This is a genomic window from Microbacterium sp. LjRoot205 (assembly GCF_056175745.1).
This window is the reverse complement of sequence record NZ_JBGFFH010000001.1, coordinates 1182971-1201203: the sequence shown is the minus strand read 5'-3', so window position 1 is coordinate 1201203 and position 18233 is coordinate 1182971. Positions and strand designations below refer to the sequence as shown.

The window sequence follows — 18233 nt, the reverse complement described above, 5'->3', positions numbered from 1 at the left end:
TCGTCGAACAGTCGGATGCGGTCGGCGCTGCCGATCCCGATCGGGTCGCGGAACGCGGTCTCGGCGCCGTCGACGAGGCCGATCGTGCCCTCCTCGACCACGAGGAATCCGCCGGCGGCGATCTGCGTCCCCGGCAGGAACTGCCAGCGGTGGTCGTCCGAGTTGTCGCGGATCTCATAGCCGGAGATGTCGAGCGCGGCGTCTCCGGAGTTGTGGAACTCGACCCAGTCCGCGGGTTGCGAATCGACCTCGTTGATGACGATCGAACCGCCGACAGGAGCGTCCGGGGCGAACACGTTCGCCGCGCCCTTCGTGGACTCGGTGGTCTCGGCCCACTCGACCGTGCCCGCGACCTCGCGGGCACCCCAGGTGACAGCGGCGTGAGCGGTCCAGGCGGTCTCGTCGACGAGGGTCGCGCTCTGGTCGAACAGGCGGACCTGGTCGTCCTTTCCGAGACCGAAGGCGAAACCGCCGACGCCGTCCGCTGCCTCATCGAGCACGAGGTGGGCGCTGGGTTCGACGAGGGAACCGTCGGGGAACACGTACGACTCGTCGTCGCCGTCGTCCTTCACGACGAACCCGCTCAGATCGACGAAGACGTCGGAGGTGTTGACGAACTCGATCCAGTCTCCGGGAACGCCCCCGCTGGATTCGACTTCGCTGATACGGATGCCGAGTTCGGCTCCGGTGGCGGCGAGGGGCACGGCGAGCAGAGCGGCAGCGCTGAGCGCGCAGACCGTCGTGACCGCAGCCGCGGATTTCAAGCGGGACATGGGGCTCCTGGGGGAATCAGACGGGTATGACTCCACATCAGCGATGCCGCATGGCCGCCCGACGACCCGCAGGTGCACGGATGGTGAACGAGCGGTGGCGGTTCACATCCGAGCAGCGGGTCGCCGGTCAGGCGATGCGCGTTCCCGGAGGCAGCCGCTTGGCCGGCGTCCGGGTGCGCGACCACGCTCCGGCGAAGAGCCCACCGGCGATGAGGATCTGCACGCCGAGGCCCACGAACCAGCTCGGGACCGTGCTGGCGATGATCTTCTCGGGGGTCGGATACTCGAACACCTCGTTGGAGCACTCGTCCCAGCTCTGCTCGACCGGCGGCTGCTGGGCCGTGCGGACCCCGAGCTTGATCTGCCCGAACATGTCGACGGGGTAGCCGTCGGCGTTGAACTCGGTCGGTGTGGCGTCGGCGAGGACCACGAACGGGTTCGCGGCGAGAACCCACCAGACGTAGTCGAAGCGCGGAACCTCCTGCGTGTAGGTCTCCCAGGAATCGCAGTCCACGATGCCGTTCGCGTCGTACGGACGGCTCTGCTGCTCGACGTCGGTCCGCACCGCCAGGCCGCCGAGCGCGAACACGACCAGAGTGCCGATCGTGAGGCCGGCGACGACGAGGTACGTCGTCGCGACGGAGAAGAGCGGGCGGGCGATCAGGCCGCTCAGCCCGACACCGATCGCCGCGACGACGATGATCTCCACCACGAGCACCAGCAGCGAGACGAGCAGCACCACGGCATTCGCTCCGCCGCCCAGTAGCGAGATCGCCAGGAAGGGAATCGCGACGATCAGGAACGCGAATCCCGTCGCGACCGCGGCGGCGAGCTTGCCGAGCATGATGTCGCCGGTCGAGGCGGCCGTCACCTGGACGGCCGCCAGGGTCGCGGCGTCGCGATCCCCGTTGATGGCGTTGCCGCTGAGCGTGGGCGACACGAGCACGACGAGCAGGAGCACCATGTTCACGACGATCGAGAAGACGCCTGCGCCGACGAAATCGGCCCAGGAGTAGACCGCGAATGCGAGGACGGTGACGCCGAGAAGGAGCACCCCGAAGATTCCGAGGAGCACGTACCAGCCGACGCTGCGGAGTCTCTGCGTCAGTTCGAGACGGGCGATGATGCGGATGTTCGAGATGCTCATGCGCCTGCCTCCCCGTTGTCGGTCGCTGCGGGCGGGGAGGGCGGCGCCGTCGGAGGAGCCTGCGCCGCAGATCGCGCTGCGGCCGCAGCCGGGTCGTTCAGGGTGAGGAAGGTGTGCTCGAGCGCGCTCTGCGCGGGGGCGAATTCCGAGATCTGGAGACCCGCCTGCACCAGGGAGCGCAGGCCCAGTGCGGCCGCCTCCTCGGAGTCGAAGCCGACGAGCACTCCCCCGCGATCGGCACCGAGCGACTCGATCGGCAGTCCGAGGGTCTGAGCCACCTGCCAGGAGTCCGCGTTCTGACGTGCGGCATCGGCCCCCAGCAGCCGCACGCGCCAGGCACGCCCCGTCGACTGCCCCGGCGCGGCATCGACCACCGAGCCCGCGACGAGGAACACGGCGTCGTCGACGACCTCCTCGAGCTCCGACAGGATGTGACTCGAGATCAGCACCGTGCGTCCCTCGGCCGCGAAGCTCCGCAGCAGCGTCCTCAGCTGGATGCGCGCCTCCGGATCGAGACCCGATGCGGGCTCGTCGAGCAGCAGCACCTGCGGATCGTGCACGAGCGCGCGGGCGAGGCCGAGCTTCTGCTTCTGGCCGCGCGACAGCACTTTGGCCGGAGAATCGGCGAGATCTCGCAGACCGACGAGCTCGAGCAGCTGCGCCGCCCGGGCGGCTGCGTCCGGCACCGGGATGCCGTACAGCCGTGCCGTCGTCGTGATCGTCTCGCGAGCGGTCAGCGACGGCCACGCGCCGAGGGCGTCCGGCATCCACCCGAGCAGCCGTCTCGCCGCGAGCGGGTCCTCCGACGGGTCGACCCCGGCGATGCGAATCGTCCCCGCGTCCGGAGCCAGGAGCGACGCGAGCATCAGCAGCAGCGTGGTCTTGCCCGCACCGTTGGGGCCGACGAGTCCGGTCACCCGCCCTGGCTCGGCGCGCAATGTCGCGGAGCGTACCGCTTGCACGCTCCCGAACGATCTGCTGACACTGTCGACGATGATTCCGGTCATCGGGGCAGTCTCGCATCTGTTCTCGCCGGATCACGGGAGGCCGAAACGGATACACAGCGAATCGGCAGATGTTCAGGCTGCGGTGCGAGGATCGAGACGTGCGAACGATCCTCAACATCATCTGGCTGATCTTCGCCGGATTCGGTCTCTTCCTCGGCTACATGCTGGCGGGCATCCTGCTGTGCATCCCGATCGTGACGATCCCCTGGGCCATCGCCTCGTTCCGCATCGCCCGCTACGCGATCTGGCCGTTCGGACGCGAGATCGTCAGCAAGCCGACCTCGGGGGTCGGCTCGTTCCTCGGAAACGTGCTGTGGGTGATCCTCGCGGGTTGGTGGCTGGCGATCGGCCACATCGTCTCGGGTCTGCTGCTCTGCGTCACGATCATCGGCATCCCGATGGGCATCGCCGACTTCAAGATGGTGCCCGTCTCGCTGATGCCGCTCGGCAAGGAGATCGTGTCTCGCAAGGGCGCATTCGACCGCACCCTCTGAGCGAGGACCTCAGTCGCGGAAGAAGCTGACACCGAGATCGGGGTGGTCGACGAACACCCCGTCGACGCCGGTGCGCGCGATCGCGCCCCACTCCGCCTCGTAGTCGCCGTAGGCGCTCTTACCTCCGGCACCGCGGTACTCCGCCGAGAGGAACGCGTTCTCGGGGCGGCAGGTCCACGTGAAGACCGTGAGCCCTCGGGCATGGGCATCGGCGACGATCGAGTTGCCGGCGGCGAGCAGCATCCGCTTGTTCACACTGATGCCGTCGACCTGACCGACCAGTCCGTCGAGCCCCTTCGGTGTGACCGTGGCCTTGTAGGTCAGCGCGTGCTTGCCCTGCGCGACCAGAAGGTCGTAAGGGCGCCCGGAGGCCTCGATCAGGTAGATGTACGAGGCGGAGATGCCCCGCGCTCTGAGGTCGCCGAGAATCGTCGACTCGAAGCACTCGATGATCAGAGGAAGCTCGCCGCCCGCCCATCCGGCAGCACGCAGGTCGCGCTCGATCAGCGGCGCGAGGTCGAGGCCGATCCCCGCGAAGTACGTCGCGTGCTTGACCTCGAGCACGACGCCGATCTCGCGCCCGTGCTCGACCGACCCGGCGCGCACGATGTCGAGCACATCGGTGAGCCGCAGAATGGCCTGCGAGCCGTTGAAGGTCGCGCTCGTCAGCCGCACCTCTGGCAGTCGTTCGCGGCTGCGCAGCGTCGAGAGCTCCTCCCATGTGAAGTCCTCGGTGAACCAGCCGGTCAACGCCTGACCGTCGACGCGCTTGGTCGTCTTGCGCTCGGCGAACTCCGGATGTTCGGAGACATCCGTCGTACCCGAGATCTCGTTCTCGTGCCGCACGACGAGCACGCCGTCCTTCGTCGCCACCACATCGGGTTCGACCGCATCCACCCCCATCGCGAGGGCGAGCTCGTAGGAGGAGCGACTGTGTTCCGGACGGTAGCCGGGCGCACCGCGGTGCCCGATCACGAGGGGCGATTTCCTGGGCACGCTCTCAGCGTAGGACACCCTGATGACCCGGCATTCCGGGTATCGTGGAGGAAAGCGACCTACAACCCACTTTGGAGTGAGGCCCACATGAGCAACTTCGCCTTCAACAACCCGGCGTTCCAGCAGCAGGATCCGCGCAACGTCGCGACCTACCCGGGTGCGCCGCAGGGCGCTCAGGGTGCGCAGGCCGCGTCGCTCCAGCACGGAGCGATGGATGCCGCCGCCAACGCGCAGCTGGAGGGCATGTACGCCGCTCCCCCCGCCGGCGCGATCGAGACCGACCGCATGTCCGTCGAGGACACCGTCTGGAAGACCGCCGGACTCTTCGCCATCCTGCTCGTCACCGCCGCCGTCGGCTGGTTCGTGACGCTCGGCGGCGTCGTCGCTCCTGAGCAGAACCCCTACGACCAGTTCCAGCCGAACATGCTGCCCTGGATCGTCGGCGCGCTCGGCGGCTTCGTCCTCGCCATGGTGATCTCGTTCACGTCCCGCAAGAAGGTCCGCCCCGCGCTGATCTTCGCCTACGCGGCGTTCGAGGGCCTCTTCATCGGTGGCATCTCGGCGTTCTTCGAGGTCATCTGGCCCGGCATCGTCGTCCAGGCGACGCTCGCCACCGTCTCGGTCGTCGGCGTGACGCTGGCGCTCTTCGCGAGCGGCAAGATCCGCGCGTCGAAGAAGGCCACCAAGATCTTCATGATCGCCATGGTCGGCTACCTGGTCTTCTCGCTGCTCAACCTCGTCCTGATGTGGACGGGCGTGCTGCCCCAGGGGCAGGCCTTCGGTCTCTACAGCGCTGAGATCATGGGCATCCCGCTCGGCCTGATCATCGGTGTCCTGGTCGTCATCATGGCCGCCTACTCGCTGGTGCTCGACTTCGACCAGATCCAGCAGGGCGTGCGCAACGGCGCTCCCCGCAAGTACGGCTGGCTCGGCGCCTTCGGCATCATGGTCACGGTCGTCTGGCTCTACGTCGAGATCCTGCGCATGATCGCGATCGTCCGCGGCAGCAACTGACGCGAATCGCTTCGCCGTGAGGCCCGTCTCCCCCTGGGAGGCGGGCCTTATTGCATATCCGGGGGCCACAGCGCAAGGGGTTGGCTGATAATCAGCTGGGAGGGCACTATGGGTAACACGAGCCCTGGCACCCCGGGGCTCACGAAATAAAGGAGCTGAACATGAGCTTTCTCGGATTCCTTCTTCTCGGCCTCATCGCCGGAGCAATCGCAAAGCTGATCCTGCCCGGAAAGCAGGGCGGCGGATGGCTCATCACGCTGCTGCTCGGCGTCGTCGGCGCCTTCCTCGGCGGCTGGCTCGGAAGCCTGATCCTGAACCGTCCTCTGACTGAGTTCTGGGACCTCGGCACCTGGCTCCTCGCCATCGGCGGCTCGATCATCGTGCTGCTGATCTACGGCCTGGTCGTCAACCGCGGCAGCAAGGCCCGCAGCTGACACACCGCAGTACCGGAACCGCCCTCCTCTCCAGCGTCGCTGGCGAAGGGGGCGGTTCTCTGCGTATAGGGGTTGTGCTCAGCGCCCTTCGGCCTTGGCCCGCAGCAGTGCGCGCTCTCGATCGTTGCCCGCGAGCGACGCTGCCACCGCGAATTCGCTGCGAGCCTCGTCGTCGCGCCCGAGCCGCAGCAGCAGCTCGGCCCGCGTGGCGGGAAGAAGATGGTACCCCGCGAGCGCGCCCGAAGATGCGAGCCGGTCGATGATCTGCAGGGCGGAGGCCGGCCCCGTCGCCATCGCGACGGCCGCCGCACGATTGAGTTCGACCACGGGCGACGGAGCGATGCGGCCGAGCGCCTCATACAGCACCACGATGCGATCCCAGTCAGTCTCGTCTATCGACGCGGCGACCGCATGGCATTCGGCGATGGCGGCCTGACGTCCGTACGGGCCACGACCCGCGCCGAGGGCGTCCGCTGCGCCCAGGGCGGCACGCCCGCGGGCGATGCGGCCGCGATGCCAGCGACGACGGTCCTGATCGGCGAGAAGCACGGGATCGCCGTGCGCGTCCACCCGGGCAGGGAAGCGTGCGGCGGTCAGCTCCATGAGGGCGACGAGGCTGTGCGCGTCCCGCTCCCGCGGCATCAGAGCCGCCACCACGCGTGCGAGTCGGATCGCCTCCAGACTCAGCTCAGGGCGCATCCAGTCGGGCCCGCTGCTGGCCGCATGACCCTCGTTGAAGATCAGATACAGCACGCCCAGGATCGCTCCCAGTCGTGCCGTGTGCTCTTCGCGAGGCGGCATCTCGAAAGGGACGTTCGCCGCCGCGAGGGTCTTCTTGGCCCGCACGATGCGCTGCTGCACGGTCGCCGTCGGCACGAGGAAGGCCCGGGCGATCTCCTCGCTCGACAGACCGCCCACGACGCGCAGGGTCAACGCCACCTGAGCTTCGCGCGAGAGCACCGGGTGGCACGAGATGAAGATCAGCCGGAGCACGTCGTCGTCGACGGCATCCGGGTCCCAAGGGGGCGCGTCCGCCGCCTCGGCCTGCTCCCGCTCGAGGTCGTGGGCGAGCACGGCCATGCGGTCGTCCAGCCGTTCGCGGCGGCGCCAGCCATCGATCGCCTTGCGCTTCGCGACCGCCGTGAGCCAGGCCGCCCCGTTGCGAGGCACACCGTCGACGGGCCACTGTTGCAGAGCATCCAGCAGGGCTTCCTGCGCGAGGTCCTCTGCAAGGCCGAAGTCGCCCACCACGCGCGTGAGCGTCGCGACGATCTTCGCCGATTCGATGCGCCACACGGCGGCGACGGCTCGCCGCGCACCCTCATCAGGTGCGGAGCGAGCCGTCTCGCGGTGCGGTGTGTCGGTCATCTCACTGCTGTGCGCGACGCCTCTTCCTCTTCGCGCCAGCCCTTCTCCTTATCGATCCACTCGTTGTCGGCCGGGAAGTCCGACTCATCGGTCACGCGTCGCACCTCGAGGAACGACCCGGGTCCGAGCGGCGCCCTGCTCGCCCACTCCGCCGCCTCTTCACGACTCGAGACCTCGAGGATCCAGAAGCCGTTGAACAGCTCCTTCGTCTCTCCGTAGGGCCCGTCGGTGATCAGCGGCGTCTCGGCGCTGAAGTCGACGACGAATCCCTCAGCGGCGTCGCTCAGGCCCTCGCCTGCAGCCAGCACGCCGGCCTTGATCATCGACTCGTTGTACTTGCCCATGGCCTCGATGACCTGCTCGAACGGCATCTCCTTGTACGCCTCGACCGCTTCGTCGTTCGAGCGCATGATCAGCATGTACTTCATGGTGTTCTCCTTGGTGGTGGGGCCGCCTGTCGACCCTCTCATTGAAGACGTCGAACGGGGATGCCTCAGATCGACATCGTGCCGAAAGAACTTCGAGAGTCTCTCGAGGCCGATCAGCCGAGTTCCTCGACCGCCACGCGGATCGCGTCGGCCGAGGCCTGCAGAAGGGCTTCCTCGTGGTCGCTCATCGGTGTCTCCGCGAGCGGAACCGCGCCCGCCGCGCCCACGACCGACGGCACCGACAGAGCCACTCCGTGGATGCCGTACTCGCCGTCGAGCACCGTCGCGACCGGAAGAACGGCACGCTCGTCGTGCAGCACGGCCTCGGCGATCCGGGCGCAGCTGACGCCGATCGCGAGGTTCGTCGCCCCCTTGCCGCGGATGACGGCATACGCCGCGTCGCGCACCTCGATCGCGATGCGGTCGAGCTCCTCGGTGGTGAACGGCTCGTCGGCAGGCCAGTCCAGGATCGGCACCGACCCGATCGTCGCGTTCGACCACAGCGGGAACTCGGTGTCGCCGTGCTCCCCCACGATGTCGGCGTGCACGCTCGCGGTGCTCACGTTCGCGCGATGCGCGAGACGCCAGCGCAGACGCGAGGTGTCGAGCACCGTGCCCGAGCCGAACACCCGGTGGGGCTCGAGCCCCGAGACGCGCTGCGCCACGACCGTCATCACGTCGGCGGGGTTCGTGACGATGATGAACACCGCGTCCGGAGCGCGCTCGACCAGCTGCGGCATCAGCGTCTCGAGCAGTCGCGCGTTGATGCCCGAGAGCTCCATGCGGGTCTGCCCGGGCTGCTGCTTCGCCCCCGCCGTCACCACGATCACGTCGCTGCCCTCGACGACGGCGAGATCAGAACCGCCGCTCACCGCCGCCGATGTGAACTGCGTGCCGTGCGCCAGGTCGAGCACCTCGGCGTCGACCTTGTCCGTCGCGATGTCGTAGAGCGCGACTTCGGCCGCACTCCCCCGGATCAACGCGGCATAGGCCACGCTCACCCCCACGCTGCCTGCACCGATAACCGTGATCTTCGTCCGTGCCTTGGTCATACGCTCATCCTGCCCGAAATACCGCGAACGGGCACGGACCGCGTGGTCCGTGCCCGTTCATGGTCATGCGAGCGAAGAGCTCACTCCCACTCGATGGTTCCCGGCGGCTTCGACGTCACGTCGAGCACGACGCGGTTGACGTCGCGGACGCCGTTGGTGATGCGGTTCGAGATCTTCGACAGCACGTCGTAGGGCAGACGCGTCCAGTCGGCCGTCATGGCGTCTTCGCTCGACACCGGGCGCAGCACGATCGGGTGGCCATAGGTGCGGCCGTCGCCCTGCACGCCCACCGAGCGCACATCGGCGAGCAGCACGACGGGGCACTGCCAGATGTCCTGGTCGAGGCCGGCCTTGGTGAGCTCCTCACGCGCGATCGCGTCGGCTTCGCGAAGGATCTCGAGGCGGTCCTGTGTGACCTCGCCGATGATGCGGATGCCCAGGCCGGGTCCGGGGAACGGCTGACGGCCGACGATCGCCTCGGGGATGCCGAGCTCGCGGCCGATCGCGCGCACCTCGTCCTTGAACAGGGCCCGCAGCGGCTCGATGAGCTCGAAGTCGAGGTCGTCGGGGAGCCCGCCGACGTTGTGGTGCGACTTGATGTTGGCCGTGCCCGCACCGCCACCCGACTCGACGACGTCGGGGTACAGCGTCCCCTGCACGAGGAACTTGACCGGGGCGCCGCCCGAGGCCTTCGCCTCGGCGACGAGGTCGAGCTGCACCTTCTCGAAGGCGCGGATGAACTCGCGACCGATGATCTTGCGCTTCTCCTCGGGGTCGGTGACGCCCGCGAGGTGACCGAGGAAGACATCTGCCGCATCGACCGTGATCAGACGCACGCCAGTGGACTCGACGTAATCCTTCTCGACCTGCTCGCGCTCGCCCTTGCGCAGGAGACCGTGGTCGACGAAGACCGCGGTCAGCTGGTCGCCGATCGCCTTGTGCACGAGGGCGGTCGAGACCGCCGAGTCGACGCCGCCGGAGAGCGCTGAGATGACGCGGGCGTCGCCCACCTGCTCGCGGATGCGCTCGACCTGCTCGGCGATCACGTTGCCGCTGTTCCAGTCGGATGCGAGACCCGCGCCCTTGTGCAGGAAGTTCTCGATCACGCGCTGGCCGTGGTCGGAGTGCTTGACCTCGGGGTGCCACTGCACGCCGTAGAAGCCGCGCTCCTCGTTCGCGAACGCCGCGACCTTGGTCGCATCGGTCGTGGCGAGCACGTCGAAGCCCTCCGGTGCCTTGGCGACCTGGTCGCCGTGGCTCATCCACACGTTCTGCTCGGCCGGCTGGCCGCCGAGCAGCGTGCCGCCGTCACCCGAGACGACGGCATCCGTCGCGCCGTACTCGCGGAGGCCGGTGTTCGCGACCTCGCCGCCGAGGGTCTGCGCCATGTACTGGAAGCCGTAGCAGATGCCGAGCGTGGGCACGCCGAGCTCGAAGACCGCGGGGTCGAGGCGCGGAGCGCCCTCCTCGTAGACCGACGACGGACCACCCGAGAGGATGATCGCGACCGGGTTCTTCTCAGCGATCTCGGCGGCCGTGGCGGTGTGCGGCACGATCTCGCTGTAGACGCCGGCCTCACGCACCCGACGGGCGATCAGCTGCGCGTACTGCGCGCCGAAGTCGACGACGAGCGTGGGGCGCTGCTGGGTCTCGGACTGTTCGGTCACCGGACACCTTCCGTGGCAGGGGCGGGGGCCGAGGCGGCCTCCCTAGAAGCGAGGTAGGCCTTGACGTCGCGAGCGACGATGGCCTCCATGAAGAACGACAGCAGCGGGATCACGCCGCCGAGCGCGAGCAGGATGAAGCGCAGGAACGGCCAGCGCATGAGGCTCCACATCCGGAAGCACGCGAAGAGGTAGACGACATAGAACCAGCCGTGCGCGACGAGGATCGAGAGCGAGATGTTGAGTCCGTCGCCGGTCGATTCGAGGCCCTCGGGCCCCTCGACCACGGGTGCGAACCACAGCAGACCGCCGGATCCCCCTGCGAAGAGCTCGAGTCGGATCGGCGTGTACTTCAGCACCATCTCGGCGACCAGCAGGAGCAGCATGACTCCGGTGATGATCGACGCGATCTGGTAGAACTTCAGCGCACCACGGATCGCCGGAAAGCTGGCGACTTTCGGTTCGGGCATGACTCCAGTCTACCCGGGCGGAATCCGCGTCGATTCCGGCCTCAGGGCGTCGGTGGGCGCGCCACGAGCAGCTCGCCGACTCCGGTCGCGTCGAGCGCTCCGGCCGCGTGCGGAACGACGAGAGTGGCCCCCGTATGGTGCTCGACGCCTCCGATCACGACGTCGCCCGCGCTCACGATCAGGACCGAGAAGCCCTGGTCGATGACGGTCGGGCCGTCGACGGGGACACGCTCGAGACGGAAGTACTCGTCGGCGGGGTGAGGGAAGACCGAGTCGGATGCCGGAGCGGGGCCGATGAGCTCTCCGAGGTCGCTGCGCGACCGCCCCCTGCGGTTCACCGCGGCGAGCGCGACCTCGAAGCCGAGTCCGAGGTGACCGACCGCGGCTCCGTCGATCGCGTAGTCGTGCCACTCGAGGAGGATCGAGAGATCCTCGGGCTGCTGCAGTTCGAGCAGCAGGATGCCAGCGCCGATGGCGTGCAGCTCACCCGGGGGCACCCAGACGACGTCGCCGGGATGGACGTCCACCGCGTGCAGCAGGTCGAGCAGCGCCGCCGAGTCCTGCCGATCGACGAGGTCCGCCAGCACGTCGGCCGCGACGTCGTCTCGCAGTCCGACGTGCACCGTGCCGCCCTGCAGGATGTACCAGGCCTCCGCCTTGCCGTGTGCGGTGCCGAGGTGGGTCGCCGCGAAGTCGTCGTGCGGGTGCGCGTGCACCGGCAGGCGTTGCCCCGCGTCGAGGAGCTTGACCAGCAGGCGCGTGTCGGCGCCCCATCGTGCGACGTGGCGCTCACCCAGCCACGCGATCGGGTCGTCGGCGACCGCCTCTCGCAGCAGCCGTCCGTCGGGGAGTCTGGTGAGTCCGACGAGCGCCTCGCCGTTGACCGTGGTCGTCGACGCGATCCAGTCCTCGGGTTCGCGGGGTGCGGAGGCCCGCTCTCCTCGGAAGCCGCTGATGCGCGCTCCCCCGCGGTAGAAGCGCTCGGCCGGTCGGTTCGACGGCAGCAGGATCGGATTCACTCGGTCTCCCTCGATCGCACGGCTCCGGCGAGGAATCCCCCGACGAACGTGTCTCCGAGGCCGACCGTGGTCGGCGATGCGACATCGAGCGAGAACGCCGCGACGCCCACGGCATCGGGCAGCGCATCCTCGACGGCGGCGACGAGCGCCTGCCCTCCCCCGTGGCGGGGCAGGTCTGAGGTCTCCTCGACGTCGCGCTCGGTCAGCCGGTCGCCGATGCGGTAGCGGGTGGCGGCGACACGCACGGCGCTGTCGAGCGCGCCACGGTGCCGACCGGCATCCGGCCCTGTGGCGATCGCCCAGTAGCGTGTGTGCACGACCAGGGCGCGCGTGGGGATGATCATCTGCGCTTCGTGGAGGGCTCGGATGACGTCGGACTGGTCGAGCAGATTCACCGACCGGCCGACGTACTCCTGCAGCTCGTCTTCGTTCATGCCGTAGACGTCGATCTGCGGCAGCAGGCGAGCCCGGACCGTCTCGGCGAAGCTCCGAGTGTAGAAGCCCGCGTCTTCGTAGTAGACGAGGGAGTCATCGGGCAGGCTCTGCATCGCCGTTCGCACCTCGGCGAGCCGGAGCTCGAGCAGATCATGATCCTGCATCGTGTTGAACCCCGAGACGAGGAACACTCCCGCACCCGCGAGGGCGTCGGCGAGGTCGGGCGCCAGCAGCATGCGCCGATTCGGCGGGTCGTTCGCGAAGATCAGGCGGTTGGGTGCGGGCGACAGGACGTCGCCGTCTGTGAGCCGCACATGCGCGCCGACCGGGTACTGCACGATGAGGTGCGGATCGAGGGTGTCCTCCGTCGCCGAGCAGATGTACGACATCGACTCCGGAAGCAGCCGGCGCACGTTGTCGTCGATGCTCACCAGGTGCTGCACGCTCGGGATGCCGAGGGCATCGAGCACGAGACCGGCTCGCACCCCGGTGCCTCCGAGCGTGATCGTGTGCGCGAAGTGCGACACGAACGCCTCGATCACCTCGGACGAGGCGACGAACCGCTCCGCCCCGGTTCCCGAGGCGACGAACGCGAGCACCGCCACCAGCAGCGAGCGTTCGTCGATGATCGGCGCCGTGGTCGTCAGTTCATGCCGACGCACACCGTGCGCGTGCGCCAGCCTGTCGAACACCGACGAATCCCACGTGAGCTCGTAGTCGACTGTCCCGCCGAGTCCGAGTACGAGCGTTCTGTCCACGTCGCCGATCATCCTTCCGAGGTCCGAGGTTCAGTACAGCGACGCCTTGCCGTCTGCGCCGAACAGGTCGATCTTCTCAGCAGCCGTGGCCTTCATGGCCTCGAGGGCCGCCGGCTGGATCGCGTTGGGTTCGCGCAGACGCTGATCGGTGCCGAGGATCTCGCGCATGCGGTTGTGGTACGAGACCTTGATGTCGCTCGAGATGTTGATTTTGTTGACGCCCAACTCGACGGCGCGGCGGAGCTCGGCATCCGGGTTCGAGGAACCGCCGTGCAGCACCAGAGGGATGCCGACCGCGGCCTTGATCTCCTCGAGCAGATCGTGACGCAGCTCGGGGTTCTTGTCGCTCGGGTAGAGACCGTGCGAGGTGCCGATCGCGATGGCGAGGCTGTCGACGCCGGTCTCCTCGACGAAACGCACCGCGTCTTCCGGGTTCGTGTAGATGATCTCCGCGGCACCCGACTCGCCGTAGCTGTCGTTGGCGCCGATCGTGCCGAGCTCGCCTTCGACCTGGATCCCCACGGCATGAGCCGCATCGACGACCTTGCGGGTAAGCGCCACGTTCTCGTCGAACGGCAGCAGCGAGGCGTCGATCATGACCGAGGTGAAGCCGGCCTTGATCGCGGTGATGATCTGCTCGTAGCTGCCGCCGTGGTCCCAGTGGATCGCGACGGGCACGCTCGAGCGGTGCGCACGGGAGTGCATCGCCGCGATCAGATCGGTGGTGATGTGAGACACCTCGTCGGGGTGGATCGCGATGATGACCGGGGCGGCCTTCTGCTCGCTGATGTCCATGACCCCGTTGAACATCGCCCAGTCGCTGATGTTGAACGCCGGGATGGCGAAGTTGTTCTCGTTGGCGACATCGAGGATGGATTTGCCGGTGTAGAGCACGTGTTTTCTCCTGTTTCGTGGTGGTCGGTTGTCCGTCGGCGCGACGTCAGCTCTTCACGGACCCCGCCGTGAGACCGCTGATGAAGTACCGCTGGAAGATGAGGAAGAGGATCAGCACGGGGATGGACCCGAGCACGCTCATCGCCATGATCTGGTTCCACTCGTAGGAGTGCTGGCCCATGAGCAGCTGGATGCCGATGGGAACCGTGCGCATGTCGATGGTGCGGGTCAGGGTCAGCGCGAACAGGTACTCGTTCCACGCGATCATGAACGTGTAGATGCCGACTGAGACGATGCCGGGAACCGAGATCGGCACCAGGATCCGCCAGAGGGCGGTCATGGACCCGGCGCCGTCGACACGGACGGCCTCGTCGAGCTCCTTCGGCAGGGTGTTGAAGTAGCCGGTCATCATGATGATCGCGTAGGGCAGCGTGAACACCATGTAGGTGAGGATCAGGCCGAGGTACGAGTTGTACAGCCCGAGCGCGACCATGAGTCCGAAGTACGGGATCAACAGCGTGATCGGAGGCACGGCCTGCACGCTGACGATCACCACGTTCAGGATGCGCTTGCCCCGGAACTCGAACCGGCTGAACGCGTAGGCCGCCTGGATCGCCACCAGCAGGGTGAGGATCGTGACCGACCCCGCCACGATGTAGCTGTTCAGGAAGAACCGCATGGTCTCGGGGTTCGTGAAGATCGCGATGTAGGCGTCGAACGAGAACGTGTCGGTGATCAGCCGCGGGGGAAGCTCGAAGATCTGCGTGTTCGATTTGAACGAGCTCGACAGCATCCACAGCACGGGACCGGCGGCGAAGACCGCGCCGATGATGAGACCGATGGTCAGGCCCGTCTTGGCGACACGGCGCTGGGCGAGGGCGGTGAGAGCCATGATCAGTCCCTCGCTTTCTGGTGACGGACGTAGAACACGGCGAGCACCATCGACATCAGCAGGACCAGGACCGCGGAGGTCGCCGCGAGCGAGAAGTCGTATTTGGCGAAGGCGAGCTTGTAGGTGAAGGTGCTGAGCACCTCTGTGACATCGATCGGTCCGCCACCCGTGGTCATCCATATGAGGGCGAACTGCTGCGAGGTCCAGATCAGGTCGAGCAGCACCAGGCTGATGATGATGGGACGCAGCTGCGGGATGGTGACGTTCCAGAACCGCTGCACGCTGTTCGCGCCGTCGACGGTCGCAGCCTCGTGCAGTTCGGCCGGAACTCCCTGGAGGCCCGCGAGCAGGCTCACCATGAAGAACGGGTAGCCGGCCCAGATGTTGATGAAGATGATGGTGCCCAGCGCGAGCTGCGGAGAGGCGAGCCACTCGATGTCGGTGTTGAGCAGGAAGTTGACCACGCCGTTCGGGGCGAGGAGCATGCGCCAGAGCACGGCGATCACCGCGACGGTGAAGAGCCACGGCAAGACGTAGAGAGCCCGGAAGAGCGAACGTGAGAACCGACCGAGCAGGGGGCTGTTGAGCATCATCGCGAACGCGAGACCCAGCACGAGGTGCGCTGCGACGCTCGCCACCGTGAAGAGGATGGTGTTGCCCGTCGCCTTCCAGAAACCGGGATCCGAGAGGATCTCGACATAGTTCTGGATTCCGACGAACTCCGGCGACTTGTTCAGGATCACGTTGTCCTGGAACGAGTACCCGATCACCATCACGATCGGGATGATCATCAGCACGAACAGCAGGATGATCGTCGGCGAGAGGAATCCGTACGACTCCGTGGTCTTGCGCAGCTGTCGGCGTCGCCGCGACAGCGCGACCCCTGTGACGATCACCTCGGTGTCGTCTGACATCTTCAGGCTCATGGGAACCGGTGCTCCTTGGTTGGTCGGGTGCCGCACCGGACTCGTCGCGATGCGGCACCCCGTTCAGGTGGGGAGGCGGAGGATCAGAACTCCGCTTCCCAGGCCCCTTGCGCGGTCTTGAGCGCGTCGTCGATCGACTGCTGCCCGTCGAAGGCCGACTGCAGCTGCTCACCGAGCAGACGCATCAGCTCTTCGGCGACGGGGAGTCCGGTGAACTCGTTCGCCGGGTAGCCCGCCTGGTAGATGTCGAACGCCTGCTTGAACAGCTCGTCGTCGTTCACGAAGTCGGGGACCGACTTCGAGTTGCCGGGGAAGGCCTTCGCCATCGTCGAGAGCTCGGAGTTGGTCTGCTCGCTCATGAGGAACTCGACCAGCTTGAACGCGGCGTCCTTGTGCTCCGAGTTCTCGGCCACGCCGATCCCCCAGGATGCATACGGGATGCCCCGCTCGCCGTCGTATCCGTCTTCAGCCGGAAGCGCCGAGATCGAGAACTGCAGATCGGGGTTGGTCTCGCGGATCAGGTTGATGTGCGCCAGCGAGTCGATCATCATGCCGACGCGGCCGTTCGTGAACTCCTCGACCTTGTCCTGCTCCTTCATCGTGAAGGAGCCCGAGGCGATCGAGCCGTCGTCCCACATGCCGCCGATGAAATCGACCGCCGAGGTCACGTCGTCGTTCGTCAGATCGGGCTGGCCGTCCTTGAGCATCGAGCCGCCAGAGGCCCAGACCCACGACATGACGTCGTTCTGCACGCCGTTCGGAGCCTCCAACGAGAGGGGGAGGACCCAACCCGAGACGTCGCCACCGAGGGCCGAGACCTTCGAGGCTGCGTCCGCGAACTCCGTACGGGTGGTGGGTGGAGCAGTGACGCCCGCGTCGGCGAGCAGGGTGTCGTTCGTGAACATCGGGTAGACGAAGTTCACGACGGGGATCATGTAGGTGCTGCCGTCGACCTGGATCTGACTCGCCAGCTCGCTGTCGTCGTAGTCGTTCTCCTCCATGAGGGCGGTCAGGTCGGCGATGACGCCCTGCGACGCGAAGTCGTTGACCCATGCGCCGTCGAGGCCGACGACGTCGGGCATGGTGCCGGATGCCGCGCCGGCGAAGAGCTGCTCCTTGGTCGATGCGTACGGTCCGCTCACGAGCTCGACCGTGATACCGGGGTTCGCGTCTTCGAACTCGTCGATGAGCGCTCGGAACTCGCCGTCGGGGAGCTCCGGCTCCCACCACTGCGCGAATTCGATCGTGACGTCTCCGCCCCCGCCGTCGGTTCCGCTGTCGCCTGCCGCGCACCCAGCCACGGCCAGGACTGTCACGGCTGCTGTCGCGGCGCCGGCGAGCTTGAGAATGCGGCGCCCTCGTCCCACTGTGATCATCACTTCTCCTCTTCGAGATCGTGCCGCACACGCGCTTCGATGCTTGTTCATGCGGTTTTGAGCAATGTTATGCGTTCATTTGCCGGAACGTCAAGCATTTCTTTGCACTATTCGGTGGATGTAATCACAGATTCGTTCCCGTATCGCCGTCACGGCGCGGGCTGCAGACACGATCCGCGCCGCAGCGAATCTGCAGTTTTCTGCTGAACTCTGCCGAATTTCTCGCTCGTATGTGCTAGAGATGGGTGCATGGAAGCAACCGCACCGTCGCCCAAGCGCCGCCTTCCGGCGGGTCGGAAGGCGGATCTCGCCTCGTATGTAGAGCAGGTGGGAGAGGTGACCGTCGGCGGCCTCGCCGAGCATTTCCACGTCTCCATCGACACGATTCGCCGCGATCTCGACCAGCTCGACCGTGAAGGCGTCGTCATCCGCACACACGGAGGAGCTGTCAGCGCGGAGGGGCAGCTGAAAGACCGGGCGCTCGACGTCCGCCTGCGGATGCAGACCGAGGAGAAGGAGACGATCGCGCGCCTCGCCGCGGGACTCATCGACGATGGAGCAGTCGTGATGCTCAACGCCGGCACGACCACCCTGGCCCTCGCCCGGGCGCTCCGCAACCATCGGGATCTCACGATCGCGACGAACAACCTGCGGATCCCCGCCGAGATCTCCCCTTCCGCCTTCCGCGACCTCTACGTGTTCGGCGGCGCTGTGCGAGCGATCACCCAGGCCACCACCGGACCCGTCACGTTCATGATGACCCCGGGGGGACCCGAGGTGGACATCCGTTGCGATCTGGCACTGATCGCCGTCGGCGCCATCGACGAGGCCGGCTTCTCGACGTCGAACATGGGCGACGCGAACATGATGGCCGAGATGATCCAGCGCGCCGATCGCACCGCGATCCTCGCGGACTCGTCGAAGTTCGGGCGGCGACTGTTCGCCCAGGTGACGACTCTGGACCGCGCGGACTACCTGGTGACGGACACTCCCCCGGAATCGGCGTTCGCGACCGCCCTCGCTCAGGCCGAGGTCGAGGTCATCTCCGCCTGAACGGCGACCTCGCCCACGCACGACGAAGGCCGC

The 18233-nt window shown here is 67.2% G+C and carries 19 protein-coding genes; 4 read left to right on the top strand and 15 right to left on the bottom strand.

Translation table 11 applies throughout. The annotated features are described in order from the left end of the window. The 3 genes from AC04ME_RS05815 to AC04ME_RS05805 form a co-directional block, all read right to left on the bottom strand. Positions 1-773 (bottom strand): lamin tail domain-containing protein (locus AC04ME_RS05815; RefSeq protein ID WP_475433972.1); only part of this gene is annotated, 773 nt, incomplete at its 3' end. Positions 774-900: 127 nt separating this feature from the next. Next, on the bottom strand, positions 901-1920 hold the full coding sequence (locus AC04ME_RS05810; protein ID WP_079112384.1) for an ABC transporter permease: 1020 nt from the start codon (positions 1918-1920) through the stop codon (positions 901-903). Next, the gene (locus AC04ME_RS05805) at positions 1917-2927 is read right to left on the bottom strand and encodes an ABC transporter ATP-binding protein (protein WP_475433970.1); all 1011 of its coding nucleotides are present in this window, start codon (positions 2925-2927) and stop codon (positions 1917-1919) included. The genes AC04ME_RS05810 and AC04ME_RS05805 overlap by 4 nt, the downstream gene beginning before the upstream one ends. Positions 2928-3025: 98 nt before the next feature. On the opposite strand from AC04ME_RS05805, the gene AC04ME_RS05800 reads away from it, so the two are divergent. Continuing rightward, positions 3026-3421: a YccF domain-containing protein gene (locus tag AC04ME_RS05800; RefSeq protein WP_042539456.1), complete on the top strand. Its 396-nt coding sequence runs from the start codon at positions 3026-3028 to the stop codon at positions 3419-3421. Positions 3422-3430: 9 nt separating this feature from the next. Here AC04ME_RS05800 and AC04ME_RS05795 read toward each other — a convergent pair whose 3' ends face one another. Further along, a complete protein-coding gene (locus tag AC04ME_RS05795) occupies positions 3431-4417 on the bottom strand; it encodes a glycerophosphodiester phosphodiesterase family protein (RefSeq protein ID WP_475433968.1) in 987 nt (328 codons plus the stop codon). 87 nt (positions 4418-4504) lie between these two features. On the opposite strand from AC04ME_RS05795, the gene AC04ME_RS05790 reads away from it, so the two are divergent. Continuing rightward, complete coding sequence (locus AC04ME_RS05790; protein WP_042539242.1) at positions 4505-5431, top strand: Bax inhibitor-1/YccA family protein; 927 nt, start codon at positions 4505-4507, stop codon at positions 5429-5431. 161 nt (positions 5432-5592) lie between these two features. Further along, on the top strand, positions 5593-5865 hold the full coding sequence (locus AC04ME_RS05785; RefSeq protein ID WP_042539239.1) for a GlsB/YeaQ/YmgE family stress response membrane protein: 273 nt from the start codon (positions 5593-5595) through the stop codon (positions 5863-5865). 78 nt (positions 5866-5943) lie between these two features. On the opposite strand, the gene AC04ME_RS05780 is transcribed toward AC04ME_RS05785, so the two are convergent. From AC04ME_RS05780 to AC04ME_RS05730, 11 genes are all read right to left on the bottom strand, one after another. Beyond that, on the bottom strand, positions 5944-7233 hold the full coding sequence (locus AC04ME_RS05780) for an RNA polymerase sigma factor (RefSeq protein ID WP_475433966.1): 1290 nt from the start codon (positions 7231-7233) through the stop codon (positions 5944-5946). Further along, complete coding sequence (locus AC04ME_RS05775; protein WP_475433964.1) at positions 7230-7661, bottom strand: YciI family protein; 432 nt, start codon at positions 7659-7661, stop codon at positions 7230-7232. The genes AC04ME_RS05780 and AC04ME_RS05775 overlap by 4 nt, the downstream gene beginning before the upstream one ends. A 113-nt stretch (positions 7662-7774) precedes the next feature. Further along, complete coding sequence (locus AC04ME_RS05770) at positions 7775-8713, bottom strand: L-lactate dehydrogenase (protein WP_042539233.1); 939 nt, start codon at positions 8711-8713, stop codon at positions 7775-7777. Between the two features lie 80 nt (positions 8714-8793). Further along, positions 8794-10380, bottom strand: a complete 1587-nt coding sequence (guaA, locus tag AC04ME_RS05765; RefSeq protein ID WP_056375825.1) for a glutamine-hydrolyzing GMP synthase — start codon at positions 10378-10380, stop codon at positions 8794-8796. Continuing rightward, positions 10377-10847: a DUF3817 domain-containing protein gene (locus AC04ME_RS05760; protein ID WP_042539231.1), complete on the bottom strand. Its 471-nt coding sequence runs from the start codon at positions 10845-10847 to the stop codon at positions 10377-10379. The genes guaA and AC04ME_RS05760 overlap by 4 nt, the downstream gene beginning before the upstream one ends. A 41-nt stretch (positions 10848-10888) precedes the next feature. After that, entirely contained in the window at positions 10889-11866 is a 978-nt protein-coding gene (locus AC04ME_RS05755) for a class I mannose-6-phosphate isomerase (RefSeq protein ID WP_367822929.1), read from the bottom strand. Further along, positions 11863-13059 (bottom strand): ADP-dependent glucokinase/phosphofructokinase, encoded by a 1197-nt coding sequence (locus tag AC04ME_RS05750; protein WP_475433961.1) that lies wholly within the window; start codon positions 13057-13059, stop codon positions 11863-11865. The genes AC04ME_RS05755 and AC04ME_RS05750 overlap by 4 nt, the downstream gene beginning before the upstream one ends. Before the next feature lie 30 nt (positions 13060-13089). Then, the gene (locus AC04ME_RS05745) at positions 13090-13953 is read right to left on the bottom strand and encodes a ketose-bisphosphate aldolase (protein WP_042539225.1); all 864 of its coding nucleotides are present in this window, start codon (positions 13951-13953) and stop codon (positions 13090-13092) included. A gap of 46 nt (positions 13954-13999) precedes the next feature. Next, positions 14000-14845 carry a carbohydrate ABC transporter permease gene (locus AC04ME_RS05740; RefSeq protein ID WP_042539223.1) on the bottom strand — a complete coding sequence of 282 codons (846 nt, stop codon included), beginning with the start codon at positions 14843-14845 and terminating at the stop codon, positions 14000-14002. Positions 14846-14847: 2 nt separating this feature from the next. Then, complete coding sequence (locus AC04ME_RS05735; RefSeq protein WP_042539221.1) at positions 14848-15771, bottom strand: carbohydrate ABC transporter permease; 924 nt, start codon at positions 15769-15771, stop codon at positions 14848-14850. Between the two features lie 83 nt (positions 15772-15854). Continuing rightward, positions 15855-17147: an ABC transporter substrate-binding protein gene (locus tag AC04ME_RS05730; protein ID WP_042539219.1), complete on the bottom strand. Its 1293-nt coding sequence runs from the start codon at positions 17145-17147 to the stop codon at positions 15855-15857. Positions 17148-17396: 249 nt separating this feature from the next. Between AC04ME_RS05730 and AC04ME_RS05725 the strand changes: the two genes are divergently transcribed. Then, complete coding sequence (locus AC04ME_RS05725; RefSeq protein WP_042539216.1) at positions 17397-18200, top strand: DeoR/GlpR family DNA-binding transcription regulator; 804 nt, start codon at positions 17397-17399, stop codon at positions 18198-18200. The last annotated feature ends 33 nt before the right edge of the window (positions 18201-18233 follow it).